At 55.2% G+C, this 18,457-nt stretch carries 15 protein-coding genes; 7 read left to right on the top strand and 8 right to left on the bottom strand.

What is annotated here, in order from left to right; genetic code table 11:
- Positions 1-131: 131 nt before the first annotated feature.
- Together ybbP and ybbA are read right to left on the bottom strand one after the other, a co-directional pair.
- A complete protein-coding gene (ybbP, locus tag ACKWMY_RS00475; RefSeq protein ID WP_409485714.1) occupies positions 132-2,564 on the bottom strand; it encodes a putative ABC transporter permease subunit YbbP in 2,433 nt (810 codons plus the stop codon).
- Positions 2,561-3,247: a putative ABC transporter ATP-binding protein YbbA gene (gene ybbA, locus ACKWMY_RS00470; RefSeq protein WP_024486093.1), complete on the bottom strand. Its 687-nt coding sequence runs from the start codon at positions 3,245-3,247 to the stop codon at positions 2,561-2,563. The genes ybbP and ybbA overlap by 4 nt, the downstream gene beginning before the upstream one ends.
- Between ybbA and tesA the strand changes: the two genes are divergently transcribed.
- From tesA to ACKWMY_RS00455, 3 genes are all read left to right on the top strand, one after another.
- The gene (tesA, locus tag ACKWMY_RS00465) at positions 3,218-3,856 is read left to right on the top strand and encodes a multifunctional acyl-CoA thioesterase I/protease I/lysophospholipase L1 (protein WP_161629483.1); all 639 of its coding nucleotides are present in this window, start codon (positions 3,218-3,220) and stop codon (positions 3,854-3,856) included. The two genes, ybbA and tesA, sit on opposite strands and share 30 nt — an antisense overlap.
- A gap of 25 nt (positions 3,857-3,881) precedes the next feature.
- The gene (locus tag ACKWMY_RS00460; RefSeq protein ID WP_409485713.1) at positions 3,882-4,658 is read left to right on the top strand and encodes an SDR family oxidoreductase; all 777 of its coding nucleotides are present in this window, start codon (positions 3,882-3,884) and stop codon (positions 4,656-4,658) included.
- Between the two features lie 85 nt (positions 4,659-4,743).
- Positions 4,744-5,598, top strand: a complete 855-nt coding sequence (locus ACKWMY_RS00455) for a co-chaperone YbbN (RefSeq protein WP_161739601.1) — start codon at positions 4,744-4,746, stop codon at positions 5,596-5,598.
- A gap of 43 nt (positions 5,599-5,641) precedes the next feature.
- Here ACKWMY_RS00455 and ACKWMY_RS00450 read toward each other — a convergent pair whose 3' ends face one another.
- From ACKWMY_RS00450 to ACKWMY_RS00430, 5 genes are all read right to left on the bottom strand, one after another.
- Positions 5,642-6,868 (bottom strand): MFS transporter, encoded by a 1,227-nt coding sequence (locus tag ACKWMY_RS00450; RefSeq protein WP_409485712.1) that lies wholly within the window; start codon positions 6,866-6,868, stop codon positions 5,642-5,644.
- A gap of 43 nt (positions 6,869-6,911) precedes the next feature.
- Positions 6,912-7,814: a carbamate kinase gene (locus ACKWMY_RS00445; RefSeq protein ID WP_024528439.1), complete on the bottom strand. Its 903-nt coding sequence runs from the start codon at positions 7,812-7,814 to the stop codon at positions 6,912-6,914.
- Between the two features lie 70 nt (positions 7,815-7,884).
- Entirely contained in the window at positions 7,885-8,703 is an 819-nt protein-coding gene (locus tag ACKWMY_RS00440) for a DUF2877 domain-containing protein (protein WP_065686309.1), read from the bottom strand.
- 43 nt (positions 8,704-8,746) lie between these two features.
- Positions 8,747-10,012 carry a DUF1116 domain-containing protein gene (locus tag ACKWMY_RS00435; protein ID WP_024528437.1) on the bottom strand — a complete coding sequence of 422 codons (1,266 nt, stop codon included), beginning with the start codon at positions 10,010-10,012 and terminating at the stop codon, positions 8,747-8,749.
- Between the two features lie 9 nt (positions 10,013-10,021).
- Positions 10,022-11,689, bottom strand: a complete 1,668-nt coding sequence (locus ACKWMY_RS00430; RefSeq protein ID WP_409485711.1) for an acyl-CoA synthetase FdrA — start codon at positions 11,687-11,689, stop codon at positions 10,022-10,024.
- Between the two features lie 408 nt (positions 11,690-12,097).
- Here ACKWMY_RS00430 and allD point away from each other — a divergent pair, with 408 nt between their 5' ends.
- From allD to allE, 4 genes are all read left to right on the top strand, one after another.
- Entirely contained in the window at positions 12,098-13,147 is a 1,050-nt protein-coding gene (gene allD / locus ACKWMY_RS00425; RefSeq protein ID WP_024486472.1) for an ureidoglycolate dehydrogenase, read from the top strand.
- A 120-nt stretch (positions 13,148-13,267) separates the two neighbouring features.
- On the top strand, positions 13,268-14,515 hold the full coding sequence (gene allC, locus ACKWMY_RS00420) for an allantoate deiminase (protein WP_309047885.1): 1,248 nt from the start codon (positions 13,268-13,270) through the stop codon (positions 14,513-14,515).
- Positions 14,512-15,789 (top strand): MFS transporter, encoded by a 1,278-nt coding sequence (locus tag ACKWMY_RS00415; RefSeq protein WP_059200049.1) that lies wholly within the window; start codon positions 14,512-14,514, stop codon positions 15,787-15,789. Before allC ends, ACKWMY_RS00415 begins: the two co-directional genes overlap by 4 nt.
- 44 nt (positions 15,790-15,833) lie before the next feature.
- Positions 15,834-16,619 (top strand): (S)-ureidoglycine aminohydrolase, encoded by a 786-nt coding sequence (gene allE, locus ACKWMY_RS00410; RefSeq protein WP_074027782.1) that lies wholly within the window; start codon positions 15,834-15,836, stop codon positions 16,617-16,619.
- Between the two features lie 421 nt (positions 16,620-17,040).
- Here allE and ACKWMY_RS00405 read toward each other — a convergent pair whose 3' ends face one another.
- Complete coding sequence (locus tag ACKWMY_RS00405; RefSeq protein WP_024528432.1) at positions 17,041-18,387, bottom strand: MFS transporter; 1,347 nt, start codon at positions 18,385-18,387, stop codon at positions 17,041-17,043.
- Positions 18,388-18,457 lie beyond the last annotated feature (70 nt).

Raw genomic sequence — 18,457 nt, 5'->3', positions numbered from 1 at the left:
CTTTACATCAATCCGTTAAAGACTAACGCCTTCACCTGATAGCAACCCCGTACGGCCCCCTCTCCCTGTGGGAGAGGGTTGGGGTGAGGGGCAATTAACCTTGCTCTACCATCGCTACAGCCAGTAAAAAATTAACCTTCGTAGCTGCGGAACAACGCCCTGCCGCGCAGCAGGCGTACACCAAGCCAGCCGCCACACAGCGAGAGCAGCAAGGCACTCAGCAATGGTAACGCCCACCACAGCACCGGCGTAGGTGCCCACGGGAAGTCGAACACCTTGGTTTGCAACAGCCACAGTGCCGCTTCTGCCCCCACCGCCGCCGCGATGCCAGCCACCAACCCCAGCAACGCAAACTCGCACCACAGCGTACCGCGCAACAGGCGTTTGCCTGCGCCTAGCGTGCGGTAAACCACCAGTTCCTGCCTACGCTGCCGCATCCCTACCTGTACCTGTGCCAGTAACAGCAGACCACCGCAGATCACCACCAGCACTACCATCACCTCCAGCGCCCTGCTCACCTGCTGCAACACGCCGCCGACCTGCTTGAGGATCGAACCGATATCCAGCAGGCTCAGCGTTGGGAACTGGCGGTTAAGCTGGGTTAGCACCTTGCCGTCGCCGTCATAGCGGAAGCTGGTCAGCCAGGTTTGTGGTTGGCCGTCCAATGCACCCGGCGGGAAGATAAAGTAAAAGTTCGGCTTCAGGCTTTCCCAATCTACCTGCCGCAGACTGGTGACTTTGGCGCTGAACGATTGGGTATCGCCGCTGAACGTCAAGGTATCACCCAGTTGGATCTTGAGCCTGCCGGCGATCCCTTCATCCATCGAGACCTCGCCGGTTTTCGGCGGCCAGGTACCTGCCGTCAGCGGGTTATGATCCGGCAGATCGCTTTGCCAGGTCAGATTCAGTTCACGGTTCACCGCCTCGCCACCGGGATCGTCTTCATGCACCCGCTCCGTCGCCACCTGCTGGTTAATTTCTGACAGGCGCACACGTACGATGGGATAGAAGGTTTCCTCATGCAGTTGATGCTGTTGCAAGAAGGCTTTCACCTGCGGAACCTGTGCCGTGGTCATATTCAGCAGGAAATAGTTCGGGCTGTCTGGCGGTAACTGCTGTTGCCAACGATCGAGCAGATCGCCACGCAAGACCAGCAACAGAGCCAGCAACATGAACGACAGCGAGAATGCCGCTAGCTGGCTGATCGTCACCCAAGGCTGATGCAACAGGCGGTTCACCGCCAACCGCAGCGCCAGATTCTTAAGAGTGATGCGCCGCAGCAGCAACAGGCTGCCCCAGCCAATTCCCCCTAGCAGCAAGGCCAGCACCACTATACCGGCCAGAATGGCCCACAGTAGGGTACTTGCCCCCATCAATACCGTCAGTAGCCCGACCACAATCACCGCAGTGGCTGGCAGGAAGTAACGCAGCGGCCAGACGTTGGCTACCACATCCCGGCGCAGTACGCGCAGCGGCTGAGTCGCCAGCAGTTGCCGGTACGGGCGCAGCCCAACCAGCAGCGAAATCATGACCAGAGCCCCCATCGCCCAAAGCCACGGCCAGCCCCCGGCGGCGGGGAGTTCCCCCGGCAACACTGGTGCCAGCAAGCGGATCAGCACCGCTTCAAAACCGAGACCAATCACGCTACCGCATATTCCCGCCAGCAATAACACCGCCAGCCACTGGCCAATAATCAGCTTACTGAGCGCCTTTCTGCCAGCGCCCAGGGTTTTCAGCACCGCGATCAGATCATAACGGCTGCGGCAATAGTGGCTCATCGCCACCGCTACGGCGGCGATCGACAGCAGCAAGGTCAGCAGCGCCGAAAGCAGCAGGAACTGTTGGGAACGCTGTAGCGATTTGCCCAGTGCGCTGCCGGACTCCTCTAACCCATACCAGCGCTGATCGGGTTTGAGCTGCGGTTTGAGGCGTTCTTCATAGCGTTGAATATCGGTTGGCGCACCGGCAAACATATAACGGTAGGTCAGGCGACTGCCCGGCTGTACCGCTCCGGTTTTATCCACATCTGCCAGGTTGATGATAATGCCAGGTGCAGTCTGGAACGGATTGAAGCCAGAATCCGGCTCCTGCACGATTTCACCGGCGATGCGTAACGTGGTATCCCCCACCTCCAGATTATCGCCGACCTTGATATCCAATAATGCCAACAGGCGCGGAGCCACCAACACGCTGCCCGGCACAGGTTTGAGATTGGCTGGCAGGGTTTCCAACTGCCCATACAGCGGGTAGGCCGCATCGGTAGCCTTGACGTTGGCCAGTAGTGGACGATCCCCGGCGTAGGTCATGGTGGTAAAAGAGAGCTGGCGGCTGACTTTCAGCCCCTGTTGTTGGGCATCGAGCAGCCAGCCTTCCGGCACCGGGCGCGCGGTACGCAATACCCGATCCCCGGCGATAAAGTCGCGGCTTTGCTGGCTCAGGCCTTTGTCCATGCGATCGCTGATGCTCCCCAGTGCCAACACGCAGGCGACAGACAGCGTCAACGCCAGCCAGACGATCAGCAGCGAAGGCGAACGCCATTCACGCCAGAACCAACGCCAAATCATGCTTCCTCCCACAGCTTGCCTTCACGCAAGCGCAGCCGCCGCTGACAGCGCGCCGCCAGGGTCTCGTCATGGGTGACCAGGATCAGTGTGGTGGCGAAATCGCGGTTGAGGGAGAACAACAGATCGGCAATGCGCTCACCGGTCTGGCGATCGAGGTTGCCGGTAGGTTCATCGGCGAACAGCACCCGTGGACGGCCACTGAACGCCCGTGCCAGCGCCACACGCTGTTGCTCCCCGCCGGAAAGTTGTGCTGGCAGATGGCTAAGACGCTTGCCTAACCCCAGCTGTTCCAGCAGTTGCACCGCTTGGTCCCGGCTTTGACGATCGCTTTCACCACGCAGCAGCGCGGGGAGTTGTACGTTTTCCAACGCGTTCAAGGTGGGGACCAGCATGAACGACTGGAACACAAAACCGACGTTTTTTGCCCGCAGCGCAGCGCGCCCTTCTTCATCCAGTGCGGTCAGCGACTCCCCCAGCAGGCTAACTTCTCCTTCGCTGCCGTCGTCCAGCCCGGCAAGGATGCCCAACAAGGTCGATTTACCTGAACCGGACTCGCCGATCAGCGCAATTGTCTGTGCGGGTTTGACAACCAGCTCGACTCCGGTAAGGATGGTAAGCTGATGCTCACCCTGACCAACGTGTTTACTAAGATGATGAACTTCAAGAACGTTTTCCGCTGGCATCTTCCCTTCCTTTTGCTGTTGGGATTATTCAGTTTACGTGCTGTCGCGGCCGATACCTTGTTGATTTTAGGCGACAGTTTAAGTGCTGGCTATCGGTTGCCGGTAGCGCAAGCCTGGGCAACTCGCCTGGCCGATGAGTGGCAGAAACAACCTGGCCACCCGACCGTGGTCAATGCCAGTATCAGCGGTGACACCGCCGCTCAGGGGCTGGCACGCTTGCCCGAGCTGTTGAAACAACATCAACCCCGCTGGGTGCTGATCGAACTGGGTGCCAACGATGGTCTGCGCGGCTTCCCGGCTGCGGATATCGAGCGCGATCTCAACCAGATTATCACGCTGGTTTTGCAGGCGGGGGCCAAACCGCTGCTGATGCAAATTCATATTCCGCCAAACTATGGCCGCCGCTACACCGAGGCCTTCGGTGAGATCTATCCGGCGTTGGCCAAGCAGTTCAACATTCCGCTGCTGCCGTTTTACATGGAACAGGTGGTGATCAAACCGGAATGGATGCAGGATGACGGTTTGCACCCCAATCAGGATGCCCAGCCGTTTATCGCCACCTGGATGGCGCAACAGCTGGAACCACTAGTTAAACATGAGTCTAACTGAATAGGGTTAGCTACTAGGTAAAGTTATGCAAAAAGCGGTATTGATAACCGGCTGTTCCAGCGGGATAGGATTGATTGCAGCGCAAGATCTGCGTAACCGTGGCTATCGTGTGCTGGCCGCCTGCCGTAAGCCGGAAGACGTGGAAAACATGCGCCAGCTTGGGCTGGAAGGCATTGAACTGGATCTGGACGATAGCGCCAGCGTAGAACGCGCCGCCGCGCAGGTGATCGAGCTGACCAACGGGCGGCTGTACGGTCTGTTCAACAATGCCGGTTTCGGCGTTTACGGCCCACTCAGCTCGGTTTCACGCCAACAGCTGGAACGGCAATTCTCCGCCAACCTGTTTGGCACCCACCAGCTCACCCAGTTGCTGCTGCCAGCCATGCTGCCGCACGGTGAAGGGCGCATTATTCAGACCAGTTCAGTGATGGGGTTAATCTCCAGCGCCGGTCGTGGGGCCTATGCCGCCAGCAAATTTGCGCTGGAAGCCTGGTCGGACGCGTTGCGTATGGAACTGCACGGCAGCGGCATTCAGGTCAGCCTGATCGAGCCAGGCCCGCTGACGACCCATTTCACCCAGAACGTCAATCAGACGCAGAGCGATAAACCGGTGCATAACCCGAGTATTGCCAAGCGTTTGACGCTACCCGCCGAAGCGGTGTTACCAAAGCTGCGCCATGCGCTGGAAAGCCCCAAAGCCAAGCTGCGCTACCCGGTCACCCTGCTGGCGCATACCATGAGCATCCTGCGCCGCCTGTTGCCAGGCCGCGCGCTGGACTGGTTATTGCGCAGTAATGGTTAAGCAAACGGGGGCTAAGGGTTGAAGCGCGCCGCTTTGCCCCCATCTAGAATAGATTGGCTCCGCAAGATCAGATTAGAGAGAAACCATGCTAGCTCAAGCCGTTGTTGATATTAACGAAACTAACCTGCACCAAACGCTGGAACAGTCCATGTCCCAGCCGGTGCTGTTCTATTTCTGGTCGGATCGCAGCCAGCACTGTCTGCAACTCACCCCGATACTGGATAAACTGGCGGCGGAATACGCAGGTCAGTTCGTTCTGGCGAAGGTGGATTGCGATGCCGAGCAGGCGATCGCCGCCCAGTTTGGCCTGCGTTCCCTGCCAACCGTTTATCTGTTCAAGGATGGTCAGCCGGTTGATGGTTTCCAAGGGCCGCAGCCGGAAGAAATGATCCGCGAATTCCTGCAGCGTTTCCTGCCAAAAGCCGAAGACCTCAAGCTGGCAGAAGCCACCGAACTGTTGCAAGAAGACCGTGCTGCAGAAGCTCTTCCTTTGCTGAAAGACGCCTGGAGCCTCAGCAATCAGCGCAGCGATATCGGCCTGACGCTGGCGGAAACCCAGATCGCCCTGAACAAGACGGATGATGCCGAAGCGGTGCTGGCGACCATCCCATTGCAGGATCGCGATACCCGTTACCTCGGCCTGGTCGCGCAGATTGAGCTGATGAAGCAGGCCGCCGATACGCCGGAAATTCAGCAGTTGCAGCAGCAGGCTCAGCAACAGCCGGAAAACGTCGAACTTGCCGTGCAGCTAGCCTTGCAACTGCATCAGGTTGGCCGTAACGAAGAGGCGCTGGAATTGCTGATGGGTCATCTGAAAAAGGATTTGGCGGCGGCTAACGGTAGCGCCCGCAAGACCTTGATGGATATTCTGGCCGCACTGGGGACTGGCGATGCGCTGGCCGCCAAGTATCGCCGCCAACTGTATTCACTGCTGTATTAATCGAACATGGGCGCAGCCGAACGGTTGCGCCCTGCATCAAACATCAAGCCTCCTGCCCCGGTTTCCCCTCTTTGACAAACAACATGGCGATAAAGCCCACCACCGTGATCATCGCGGCAAAATAGAAGCCCGCATTCAACGTTCCCGTGCTGTCGGCAATGAAGCCGGTCACGTAAGGCGCAAAGATCGACGCCGCCATACCAAAGAAGTTATACAGCCCGAAAGCGGTACTGAGCGCGGCACGCGGTGCGTTGTCTGCTACCAGGGCGATCAGTACCGGGTTGAGGCTGATTTTGCCGATAAACCCATACAGCACCAATACGCCAATCAACGCCGCTTCACTGGTGGAATAAACGATGCCGAAGATCGCCAGCAGTGAGAAAGGCAGCATAAACAGCACCACCGGTTTTCTGCGGCCCAGCTTGTCGGAGATATAGCTGCAAATCAGCGTCCCGAGCACCGAGATCCACGGTACGATAGAGGCGATGCTGGCTGCGTGCACAATATCCATGCCGCGTTCTTTTTGCAGATAATACGGCAGCCAGGTAATGATCACGAAGAAGCCATAGATCGAGCAAAAGATGGTGATGTAGGCCATCAGCAGGTTACGGTTTTTAAACAGATCCAGGAAACTGAATTCGCTCTTTGCTGCCGCCGCTACCGGAGCGTCGCTGGCACTTTGCGGCGCTTTTTCCCGAATGAAAAACAGCATCAGCAGCGCCACAATCAATACCGGGACCGCCATCGCCAGGAACGGCATCTTCCACGAAGTATGAAAGTGTTCGATCATAAAGCTGGAAAGGTAATACCCCAGCGCGATACCGAACGACATCCCGCTGCCGATCACCGCACTGCCCAAGGTGATCCATTTCTTGGGGATGGCCTCGGATGAAAGCGCATACTGCGGGCCATAATAGACGCCTTGCGAAGCACCGGTCAGCATCCATAACACGATGAAAATCAGAAAGTTGGATGAGATGCTGACGGCAGCGATAAACAGCGCAAACAGCATAAAGCCGCTGACCAGAATGCGTTTTCTGCCCAAGCGGTCACCCAATAGCCCCGCAGGCACCTGTAAAATGGTGTAGGTCAGAAAGAACAGGCTGCTGATTAAGCCCAGATGGCTTTTTGACAGCCCGAACTCGGTTTGGATCTGCGGCATGATGGGGCTAAGTACCGAACGCCCGGCATAGATAACGACCCAGCCGAGGAAGAAGATCACTACGGTTTTAATCCAATAGGGCATTCGCTCTGTTTTTATAGTTTGCATATTCATTTTCCCTTGGTTGATGGGCCGCTCGGCCCATCCAGTATTACGGCGTAATTAATGTCCCCGCGGTGCCTGCCAGTACCGACTCGATATCTTGCAGGGCACCGATATGTGCCACCTTGCCGCTGCGCTGCACAAAGCGGCTGACCGCCATGATTTTTGGCCCCATCGAACCATCGGCTACGGCCATCGGGGCCAGTTCTTTGGTGGTGGCAGAACGAATGGCTTTTTGCTGCGGGGTGCCCCAGTGCTGATACACCGCATCAGCATCAGTGAGGATCACCAGGTGATCGGCGTCCAGGGCTTCGGCCAGTAACGCAGAGGCCAGATCCTTGTCGATCACCGCTTCGCTACCGATCATTCCCTGTGCGCTGGCCACCATCGGAACACCGCCACCGCCGTTGCAAATCACGATGTGGTTTTTCGCCAGCAGCAGATTAATCGCTTCAATATCGATGATCTTTTTCGGTTCAGGGGAAGGCACCACCCGGCGCAGGTATTTCCCATCCAGCTTCATGCTCCAGCCATACTTTTTTTCCAGCTCGGCTTGCTGTTGCGGCTCATAAACCGGCCCGATAAATTTGCTGGGTTCCCGATACGCCGGATCTTCGCTGTCTACCAAGACGCGAGTCAGCAACGTGGACACCGGCTGAGCAGGATGGAATGCCCCTAGCTGCTGGGCCAGCATATAGCCGATCATGCCCTGGCTTTCCGCCACCAGAATATCCAGCGGATACGGGGGAACATCGCGATAGGCCAGGTTTTGCAGTGCCAACAACCCCACTTGTGGGCCGTTACCGTGCACGATGGCGATGCGGTATTTCTTGGCCAGCTTGCCAATGGCATCGGCAATTAACGCAATGCTCTGATACTGATTCTCTGCAGATAACACCGCGCCACGCTTTAACAGGGCGTTGCCCCCCAAGGCAATAACTAACGTTTCCATTCAGGTACCCATTTTTCAAGTAATAGCAGCCCATACCGAACGGCATTCGGCATGGTTTTCCGCTGATAAATTAATAAAGACGATTGATTGCCATCGCGCCCAACCAGACGCCCAATAGCGTATCCGCACCGGAAAAATGCCCGGTTGCCAACATGTCGTTGATGGCTGCGGGTAATTCTTGTGGTCTGAGTAAGGCGCGTGCCAGGAGTTGTACCGGGGTGGAGAAGATCCCCTGCTCGGCAAACTGCAAATAGTGGACGCTGACCAAGGTGGTCAACTGGCTTAAGGGTTGGCTGGCGGCAAAAAAGGACGACAACCTTGCGACATCCACGCGGCTATCAAGATGAGCCGCCAGCAACATGCCCAGCACCGTGTCATCATTGCTTGGCGTCAAGCCAGGGCCTTTGCCAAGCACGGCGCTCCAGTCTACTTTCTGCCCCAACAACCAGGCGGTAAAGTGCTGCCGTAGTTCGCGAATTTCCAGACAATGCGGCTGGTCAACGAGGTTGTCCAGGCGGCCAAACAGGCCGGTCTGGGCATCAACATCGGCCAGCGCGGTAGCCAATGGCGGCAACGCAATTTCTCCGCTCACCTTCAGGCAGAGATCCAAGCACCTCCCCTGGCGATAGATGGCTATATCCTCCAGTTCGATCCCCGCCGGTGAAAGCTGGCAATGCTGGGCCGCAGGCAGGCTGTCAAAGATTTCGTCGAAGTCATCGTCGCCAATTTCCCAGCCCATCGGGCTAAGCCCACGCCCTTCACGGTGCAATGTCAGTAGCCGATCGTTAGGCGAGAGAAAGTTGATGGCATTGTTGAAACGCCCCACGCAGCGTAACGGGCCGTAATCTTGCGTGGCATAGCGGCTAATGGCTAACGCGGTGATGTCCATAACTTGCTCCCTAGCCCGGAGTCTCCTCCGGGCGAACCGGTTGTTACGCGCTGATACCCAGCTTTTCTGCCAGTGCTTCGATGGCTTTTTCAAAGCAGCCCAATGGAGCACGCACGGTACCGGCACCAATCTGCCCAACCCCGGCTTCACGGTGGGCAATCCCGGTGTTGATCAACGGAGTAATGCCGGTTTCCACCACCCGGCGGGCGTCCAGCCCCAGGCAAGCGCCCTGGAAGTCCCAGGTTGGGATTTGCAGCATCATGTTGCGTTCCAGGTAAATTTCGGCCATCTCTTCGGAGATATCGGTCGCGGCACTCATGCCACCGGCGGCACCGACAAAGCGTGTCACACCAGGCGCGGCGACCATGGCCGCACCGCCAATGCCGAATGTTTCGGTAATGGCGCTGTCGCCAATATCCGGGTTGGCGTCAGCCTGGCTATAGCCGGAGAAGAACAGGCCTTCCGGCGTATTGACCGGCGCGGTAAACCATTGGTCGCCCATGCCGCTGATCTTGACGCCAAAGTTTTTACCGTTACGCGTCATCACCGTCACGATGGTGCCTTGCTTAATCTCGGCCCCGGCGTCCATGGCCGCCTTGCAATAGGCCATCGCCAGGTTGAGGAAGAACTGATCGGTGATGCTGAGGAATTGCATGACCTTGGCCAGCTCAACGTTGTCCCGCTCAAGCAGGCTGATTTTAGGGGCTAACAAACGCATCAGCAGCGCCGACGCTGCGATATTACGCTGGTGGAACTCGTCCCCCATGGTGATGGCCTGAGCCATAACGGCGGTGAGGTCAATCCCCTCATCAAAGGTGGCCAGCACCTCTTTCAGTACCGGTGCCAGTGAGTCACGCATCCAGCGCAGGCGCGCCTGCACGTCTGGCCCATAGGCACCAAAGCGCATCACCTTACCGATCCCTTCGTTCAGGTTGCAGTAGGCATGGTTACCATGAACGGTGTTTTTCACCACCACCAGCGGCATATGCGCCGAGGTGATGCCCCCCATCGGGCCAACGGCACTGACGTTATGGCAAGGGATGAATTCAATCTCACCGTTTTCCAGCAGTGCCAGCGCCTGCTGCTCACTTTCAGCCCACTGTTCAAACAGGCATGCCCCAATGCAGGCACCGCGTACCGGGCCACTCATTTCCGCCCAAGTAACCGGCGGCCCGGCATGCAGCAGTTTTCTCCCCTGCGCCAACTGCGGGATCAGGTTTTTCGCTAAATCAACATCCTGCCAATGAGGGCGGGCTTCACGGATCCTGGCGATAACGGCAGCGTTTGCTTGTTCAATAGTTGCGGTCATATCAATCCCTTACTTTAAATTTTTCAGTATGTTAGCCAATCGTTGATTACCACCGGCCACCGGGGCCCATTGGTAATGCACCACTGAAATTTCGTTGGTTTGCAGATCGTCGGCAAAGCTACGCAAGCCTGCATTGATCACGGAAACACCGGCCAGCATGGCGGGTGCTGGTTCGTTATTACCCAGCGCTGGAGGGGCGATTAACTGGCAGGCCAGCGCGACCGCTTCAGGCAGCGAATTCATCACGGCAATGCCCGCCTCGGTGAGCGTGGCAATCTGTTTGGAGCGCTGCTGGGGGTCTTGTTCGGTGCCTGTCACCGTGGCGATAACTGCCAACGGATGGGCCGCACCACGTTTTTCGCGTACGCGTTTGACTTCGGTAGCCAAGGAATCTGCGGGATCTTCCTGCGCGCCATAGCCAATCACCACATCCAGCAGCAACACGCCAATCTGCGGCTGCTGAGCAAGGCGAGCGATTTCCTGATTACGGGTGGACGGGTCGATCATCGGGTGTGGTTTGCCCTGGGTGTAGAAATCGTCCCCCATATCGATAATGCGGTGTCCGTCGGCGTTGAGCATTGAGCCATGCTGATGCTTGCTGTCGGCCTCCACGCCCAATCGATCGGCCAGCAACATGGCGCATTCCGCCGCCAGCGTGCCACCGGCGTACAGGCCGGATATTTTGCCACCGCATACCGCAGGTTGCTGTGCGGCCATTTGCTGCACGTTTGCCAACATCGCAGCCAGGCGGGCGGCTTCATCCAACGTCGCGGCGAAGGAGATATTCCCCTCTTGTTTCGCAGGCGCTTTAGCTCCCAGGAACAGCGCGACCACCGGTTTGCCAAGGGTTTTCATCTCACCGATAACCCGTTGACGTACCGCTTCGGCCGGAGGCTTGGAGACAAACGCCAACACCTGGCTTTGCGGATCGGCCGCCAACATACGCAGTGCGCTGATAGCGCTGATACCACCGATTTCGGCAGTTAAATCACGCCCGCCCAAGCCAATGGCGTGAGAGATGCCTTGCCCAGCCAGGGTAATTTGTGAGGTCAGCTCCTGGATACCCGTTCCCGAGGCGCCAATGATGCCGATCATGCCTTTGGGGGCCACGTTGGCAAAGGCCAGCGGTGCCCCGGCAATATTGGCCGTGCCACAGTCTGGCCCCATCACGATCAGGCCCTTGTCACGCGCCTTGGTTTTTAGCGCCACTTCCTGCTCAACGCTGACGTTGTCGGAAAACATCATCACGTTGCAGCCATCGTCCAGTGCCTGATCGGCCAGCTGCGCGGCATATTCCCCTGCAATGGAGATCAGCACCATATTGGCATCCGGCAACTTCTGCCGCGCCATGCGCCAACTGCGTGCCTTGAGCAGGCGTTTACCGCCCTGCTGCCCCTGGGCAATGGCTTTCAACGCCAGGTCTAACGCTTCGCCGATCTGTGTGGTGATGCTGTCATCGGCAGATTCCGCCTTGATCGCCACGCAAATATCATTGGGGGTCGCTTCACTGAATTGCGGATGCCAGAAACCGGTCGCTTCAAGTAAGGATTTATTGGCCGGCGTCCCCATCATGACCGATATTTCTTCGACGTTGGGTGATTCGCTGAGCTTACGGGAAATTAGCATCAGGCTGACGGAATCCTGAAAGCTCCCTTTTTTTATAAAAGCATGGATCATAGTGATATCCTTAAAACAGCATGTGAACTTCTCAATGGGCGTTCTCAGATATTTTTAGTAACCTATTTATTTCAGACCCCATATTCTTATTGGCCAAGCTACAAATAAAACCCATTGACGAAGGTGAGTCTCATCACACTTTGCCCATTGTTAGAAAAAATCATCAAGTCTGGCGGGGATTAATTGAATTCAATCGTCAGAAAGACGGCGCTTTGTTAAAAATAATCTAACAATGGTAATGCCATTCAACGAAAATTTAAGCCAATAAAATAATAGCCGTCTGGATCACATTATTCCCTTGCTATGTTTATACAGTAGGAGACAGAGATAGTTTTAATAAACCGTATACCCGTCGTCTTTCAAGCTGCAGCTTGAAATCCATGGGGTATATCAATGGAAGGACTGTCAATGAAAGTCTCTAAGCAGCAACTGCATCAACTGATTCAAAATAAAATTCATTCTGCAGGCCTAAGCCAGGAACACGCCGGGATTGTCGCGGACGTTTTGGTCCATGCAGATGCGCGCGGGATCCATTCCCATGGCGCGGTGAGGGTGGAATATTATTCTGAACGCATCAGCAAAGGCGGCACCAATAACGACCCGCATTTCACCTTTGAAAAAACCGGCCCTTGCAGCGCAGTTTTTGATGGCGACAACGGTGCCGGGCATGTCGCAGCCAAGCTGGGTATGGACCACGCCATCGAAATGGCGAAAGAGAACGGCGTCGCGGTGGTAGGCGTTCGCCGCATCGGCCACAGTGGCGCGCTGTCTTACTTTGTGCAGCAGGCCGCCCATGCGGGCATGATTGGTATATCAGTGTGTCAGTCAGATCCGATGGTCGTCCCTTATGGCGGTGCAGAGGTCTATTACGGCACCAACCCTATCGCTTTCTCGGCGCCGGCCGAAGGCGACGACATCATGACCTTCGATATGGCTACCACGGTTCAGGCCTGGGGCAAGGTGCTGGACGCCCGCTCACGCAACGTGCCCATCCCGGATACCTGGGCGGTAGACAGCGAAGGCAATAACACCACCGATCCTTTCGCCGTCAGCGGGCTGTTGCCTATCGCCGGGCCAAAAGGTTACGGCCTGATGATGATGGTCGATATTCTATCCGGCGTGTTGCTTGGCCTGCCGTTCGGTAAACACGTCAGCTCGATGTATCACGACTTAAGTGCAGGCCGGGAATTGGGCCAGTTGCATATCGTGCTCAACCCAAGCTATTTCACCAACGAGGTGACCTTCCGCAAACATATCAGCCAGGTAATGAGAGAACTGAACGAAATCAAACCGGCACCTGGCGTGAAACAAGTGCTCTACCCTGGCCAGGGTAGCCATATGCGTGAAATAGAAAATGAAAAGAATGGCATCGATATTGTTGACGACATTTATCAATACCTGATTTCTGACGATATTTACCAGCGTTCCTACGACCATAAAGATCCGTTTGCCAGTTAATCGTCAGATTAATTAAATCAGGCGGAGAAAAGCTATTTTCGCCGCCATTTTCCTTATCAACCCTCCCGACAAAGCTGAGTTGGCGCATGTCTCAGGGACGTTACAAGCAGGCAGATAAATATGAAGAATTTCCAACAAGAAATTAGTGAAACTTCTGGCTGGTTATCCAAGATCGGGGCAGATCCCAGCGGCGGCATGACGCGCTTGCTGTATACCCCTGAGTGGGTGGAAGCCCAACAGGCGCTGAAGCAGGCTTTTGAAACCGCCGGTCTGGCGACCTCTTTTGATGCCGTCGGCAATTTATCCGGCCGCCTGCAGGGCAGCAAATATCCCGATCAGGTGATCCTTTCTGGCTCGCATATCGATACGGTCGTCAACGGCGGCAACCTTGATGGTCAGTTTGGTATCGAAGCCGCCTATCTGGCGATCAAACATCTGAAAGAAACCTACGGTGCGCCGTTGCGCACGCTGGAAGTCATCTCGCTGGCCGAGGAGGAAGGCAGCCGTTTCCCTTACGTTTTCTGGGGCAGTAAAAACATTATCGGTTCCGCTCGCCCGGAAGAAGTCAAAAGCATCTGTGATGCCAAAGGCGTGAATTTCGTTGACGCCATGCATAGCGCAGGCTTTGACTTCCGCCCGCAAAACCAGCCGCTGCGCAAAGATATCGCCGCCTTCGTTGAACTGCATATCGAGCAGGGCAAAGTGTTGGAGACCGAAGGAAAAACCATTGGTGTGGTCACCAGCATCGTCGGCCAGCGCCGCTACGATATCAAACTCAAGGGCGAGGCCAACCACGCGGGCACCACGCCAATGGGTTACCGTAAGGACACCGTTTATGCCTTCAGCCGGATCTGCTGCGAATCCATCGCCAAGGCCAAAGCGGAAGGCGACCCATTGGTGCTGACCTTTGGCAAGGTAGAGCCCAAGCCTAACACCGTCAACGTCGTGCCTGGTTTCACTCATTTCACCCTGGATTGCCGCCACACCGACAAAGCGACGCTGCTGCGTTTTACCCAAGAGATCGAAGCCGATATTCAGCGCATCTGTGCCGAAATGGGCATTGAGGTCGAGATCGACCTGTGGATGGATGAAACGCCGATCCCCATGGACAAACAGTTACTGGCCTGCGTCAGCCACCTGTGCGAAAGCCATAAGCTGAACTACCGCATGATCCACAGCGGTGCAGGCCATGACTCACAGATTTTTGCCCCGCACGTGCCGACGGTGATGATGTTTGTGCCAAGCATTGCCGGTATCAGCCATAACCCGGCGGAAAAAACCGAACTGCCCGACCTGGCCGAAGGGGTGAAAATTCTGGCGCATACCTTATACCAACTGGCCTATACCGAGCAGGGAGCCCGCCTATGAGCAACAGTAAAACCGCCTCCAACACCGGATTTGATCCGCTGTATTGGAAAAAAATCGTGGTGGTCCTGTGCCTGGGCTGGGCGGTGATCTGGATTTACCGCACGGTGCTGACACCGATCTTCCCTGAGATCCAGGCAACCATCGGCTCGCATTCCAACGCCGAGATGGGCCTGATCGCCAGCTTCTACTTCTTTGCCTATACCGGGATGCAAATCCCGGCCGGGATCCTGGTGGATAAGTTCGGCAAAAAGGTGGTGCTGATCCCAGGTTTTTGCCTGTTCATCATCGCCACCTTACTGATCGGCAACGCCACCAGCCTGACCATGATCTACGCCGGTAGCCTGCTGGCCGGGATGGGCTGTGGCTCTTACTACGGTTCAGCCTACTCGCTGTCATCAGAAAACATTCCGTTGGAACGCCGTGGTTTGGCCACCGCCATTATCAACAGCGGCTCTGCGCTGGGGATGGCCATTGGCCTGATCGCCTCCAGCCTGCTGGTGAAAAGCATGGGGATGGACTGGCAAATCATGCTGTTTATCATCACCGGCTTGCTGGTGGTAATGACGGTGGTGTTCTTCCTGGTGATCAAAGGGGGCTCCTATACCGCCTCTCTGGCCGCCAGCCCGGCTGCCTCCGCGGCCACTCCAGTGGAAGAGACCGAGGAAGCCAGTGGGTTGTTCAGCCTGCGGATGATTTCCGCCTACGTGATGTATTTCGCCACCTGCTATGGCTACTACATGATCGTGACCTGGTTGCCTTCCTTCCTGCAACAGGAACGTGGGTTCGAAGGCGTGGCCATCGGCTTCTCCGCCGCGCTGGTTGCCTTTGCCTCCGTTCCTGGGGCGCTGTTCTTCAGCCGCATGTCTGACCGTTTCCGCGCCAAGAAAGTGCAGTTGATCATCTTCTTGCAAATCTGCGCCGCAGTGACGCTGGTCTGCACCGTGATCTCACCTGACTCCACCACCCTGCTGGTCAGCCTGATCCTTTACGGCCTGCTCGGTAAGCTGGCAGTGGATCCAATCATGATCTCCTTCGTCGCGGATAACGCTCCGAAGAAAGGCTACGGCACCAGCTTTGGCGTGTTTAACTTTTTCGGCATGTCCTCTTCGGTGATTGCTCCATTCCTCACCGGGGTGATCTCCGACAGCACCGGCTCCAAGGTGATGGGCTTCTATATCTCGGCCGCCATCCTGCTGATCGGCACCGTGATCTTCTTTACCGTCAACGTGTTGATGAAGCAGAAAAACAATCGCCAAACGGCGGCACAGGCATAATTTTTGTTGTAGGGCTACGGCCCTGACTAATCAGGAGAATTAACGTGGGTTATATCAATAATCAGATTGGCTATCCAAAAGATATCCTAGCTTCGCGCTCCATTATCAAACGCGACAACTATGCCGTGATCCCACCGGATGGCCTGGTGCGTAACATCATTCCAGGCTTTGAGAACTGCGACGTTACCATTCTTGCCACCCCGAAACTGGGCGCCACTTTTGTCGATTATCTGGTGACACTGCATGATGGCGGCCGTAACCAGCAAGGCTTTGGCGGTGAGAATATTGAAACCTTGGTCTACGTTATCGAAGGCAACATCACCGCGTCAGCCGACAGCACCGATTATCCACTCACCACGGGCGGCTATCTGTATTGCCCTGCAGGTGTGATGCTGCGCCTGGAGAACACCAACGGCGGAAAACCAAGCCAGCTGTTCCTCTACAAGCGTGTCTACAACCGCATCAAGGGCTATGAAGCCCACGTGGTGAGCAACAACGTCAACAAGCTGGAAAAAATTCACTATGAAGGCATGAGCGATGTGATCCTGCAAGATCTGCTGCCGAAGGATCTGGGGTTCGACATGAACATCCATATCCTCTCCTTCAAGCCAGGCGCCAGCCATGGCTATATCGAGACCCACGTGCAGGAACATGGCGCTTATATTCTCAGCGGTGCTGGGATGTACAACCTGGATAACGAGTGGATCCCGGTCAAGAAAGGGGATTACATCTTTATGGCTGCCTATGTTCCGCAAGCCGGCTATGCGGTGGGCCAGGAAGAGTTCAGCTATATCTACTCGAAAGACTGCAACCGCGACGTTGACTTCTAATCCCGCCCAAAGGCCACGCTCTAAGTAGTGTGGCCTAATTGATTAAAGCAGAGTCTTCTTACTCATTCAGCAATCAATATTTCCCCTCACCCCAACCCTCTCCCACAGGGAGAGGGAGCCAGTTCAGCGCAACATTCAAGTGTAGAAGCCCATCGGTAAGACAAAGACTTTAATACGCTGGATTCAATCTATGGATTCGATACGCTGATGTTAATCGGTAACACGTTGCCAATCCTTAATTAAGGATCCCGGTGAAGACATTAATACGCTGGAGTTAATACGTGGCACATTCGGTCCCCTCTTCATCATTAACCAAAAAAAACCACACCCTCAGCCAATGTAATAGATCACCACATAGGCAGAGAAAGCATGGTTTTTTATCAATCGGAGCAATTATCAATAACCGAACTTCTATTGACTATTATTTATTAACCAGTTTTGCCGGAACGCTATAGGTCAATATGGCCCCCAATATCATCATACTGGATAGCACACACATCGCGACCAGATTACTCTCCGTGGTGTTTTTAAAGTAACCAATAATATAAGGAGAAATAAAACCTCCTATATTGGCAATCGAGTTAATTAGCGCTATCCCAGCAGCAGCGCAGGTACCGGTAAAGATAGCATTTGGCAAACTCCAGAACAGCGGCGAAGGGACCAGGCTGGAGGCAACAGCAATACATAATGCCACCATCACGATGACTTTATTGTCTGGGAACAGGCCGATAAAAATCAACGAAACCGCAGCAATACAAAAAGGAACAATGATATGCCAACGCCTTTCTCGGTGTTTGTCAGAGCTGCGTGCAGCCATTAGCATAGCGACAACGGCCAGCATATACGGCAGCATGGTCAGCAAACCGATATCCATTACCGAGCTTACCCCCGTATCACGGATCATGGTTGGCACCCAGAAGGCCAATCCCCCTTGCCCCATCACCGTACAGAAACAGATCAACCACATTTTAGTGAAAGCAGAAGACTTCAGCATGGTCTTCATTGTCCACTCCTGCGCTGCACCATCAGCACCTATCTTTTTCGATGTTCCCTGCACCATATCTTGGGTGATCATCTCTTTTTCTTGTGGACTGAGCCATTTAGCACTCTGATAGGTATTATCCAGGAAGAAGAAAATGACGACCGCAATCAATAATGCACGCGGACCACTGATAAAGAATAACCATTGCCAGCCGGACAGCTCGAACATGCCATTCATGTTTTCAATAATCCAACCGCAAAGTGGCCCACCGATGATGTTACTCACCGGTATCCCACAAACAAACAGCGCCGTCATTTTTGCCCGCTGGCTTGAAGGGAACCACAGTGTCAGATAGAGGATCACCCCCGGATAAAAACCGGCTTCGGCTAACCCCAGCAGGAATCGTGCCAGATAAAACTGTGTGGGATTGGTAATGAAGATACTCAGCATTGAAATCGTGCCCCATACCAACATCAACAGGGCGATGACCTTCCGCGCACCATACTTACTCAGTAAGATATTACTTGGCACACCGGCGATAATATAACCAATAAAAAATACACCAGCACCGAGGCCATAAACCGCCTCTGCCATCGACACATTACCTTGCAGAATATCCGGCATCATCTGGAATTTTGAAAATGATATCCCAACACGATCAAGATAACCGACGATATAGCTAATCAGTAATATCGGCATAATTCGCCAGGCTATTTTACGGTAGAGTTTAGCCTTGTCGGGACTGGCCAGAATAGCTTGATCAATCGCAGCATTATTGGTCGCCATATCGGATCTCCTTGGTTGGCATCCTGCTATTTCAGATTTTATTTCAGTGTCATTGGATTAAATCGCCCTC

The sequence above is a fragment of the Serratia sp. J2 genome (genome assembly GCF_046269175.1).
GTDB lineage: Bacteria > Pseudomonadota > Gammaproteobacteria > Enterobacterales > Enterobacteriaceae > Chania > Chania fonticola_C.
This window is presented reverse-complemented; position numbering and strand designations above follow the sequence as displayed.

What these genes read in the sequence shown, in the direction of transcription:
- ybbP (WP_409485714.1), bottom strand. Translation starts at nt 2,564, where the DNA reads ATGATTTGGCGTTGGTTCTGGCGTGAATGGCGTTCGCCTTCGCTGCTG.
- tesA (WP_161629483.1), top strand. Translation starts at nt 3,218, where the DNA reads ATGAACTTCAAGAACGTTTTCCGCTGGCATCTTCCCTTCCTTTTGCTG.
- ybbA (WP_024486093.1), bottom strand. Translation starts at nt 3,247, where the DNA reads ATGCCAGCGGAAAACGTTCTTGAAGTTCATCATCTTAGTAAACACGTT.
- ACKWMY_RS00460 (WP_409485713.1), top strand. Translation starts at nt 3,882, where the DNA reads ATGCAAAAAGCGGTATTGATAACCGGCTGTTCCAGCGGGATAGGATTG.
- ACKWMY_RS00455 (WP_161739601.1), top strand. Translation starts at nt 4,744, where the DNA reads ATGCTAGCTCAAGCCGTTGTTGATATTAACGAAACTAACCTGCACCAA.
- ACKWMY_RS00450 (WP_409485712.1), bottom strand. Translation starts at nt 6,868, where the DNA reads ATGCAAACTATAAAAACAGAGCGAATGCCCTATTGGATTAAAACCGTA.
- ACKWMY_RS00445 (WP_024528439.1), bottom strand. Translation starts at nt 7,814, where the DNA reads ATGGAAACGTTAGTTATTGCCTTGGGGGGCAACGCCCTGTTAAAGCGT.
- ACKWMY_RS00440 (WP_065686309.1), bottom strand. Translation starts at nt 8,703, where the DNA reads ATGGACATCACCGCGTTAGCCATTAGCCGCTATGCCACGCAAGATTAC.
- ACKWMY_RS00435 (WP_024528437.1), bottom strand. Translation starts at nt 10,012, where the DNA reads ATGACCGCAACTATTGAACAAGCAAACGCTGCCGTTATCGCCAGGATC.
- ACKWMY_RS00430 (WP_409485711.1), bottom strand. Translation starts at nt 11,689, where the DNA reads ATGATCCATGCTTTTATAAAAAAAGGGAGCTTTCAGGATTCCGTCAGC.
- allD (WP_024486472.1), top strand. Translation starts at nt 12,098, where the DNA reads ATGAAAGTCTCTAAGCAGCAACTGCATCAACTGATTCAAAATAAAATT.
- allC (WP_309047885.1), top strand. Translation starts at nt 13,268, where the DNA reads ATGAAGAATTTCCAACAAGAAATTAGTGAAACTTCTGGCTGGTTATCC.
- ACKWMY_RS00415 (WP_059200049.1), top strand. Translation starts at nt 14,512, where the DNA reads ATGAGCAACAGTAAAACCGCCTCCAACACCGGATTTGATCCGCTGTAT.
- ACKWMY_RS00405 (WP_024528432.1), bottom strand. Translation starts at nt 18,387, where the DNA reads ATGGCGACCAATAATGCTGCGATTGATCAAGCTATTCTGGCCAGTCCC.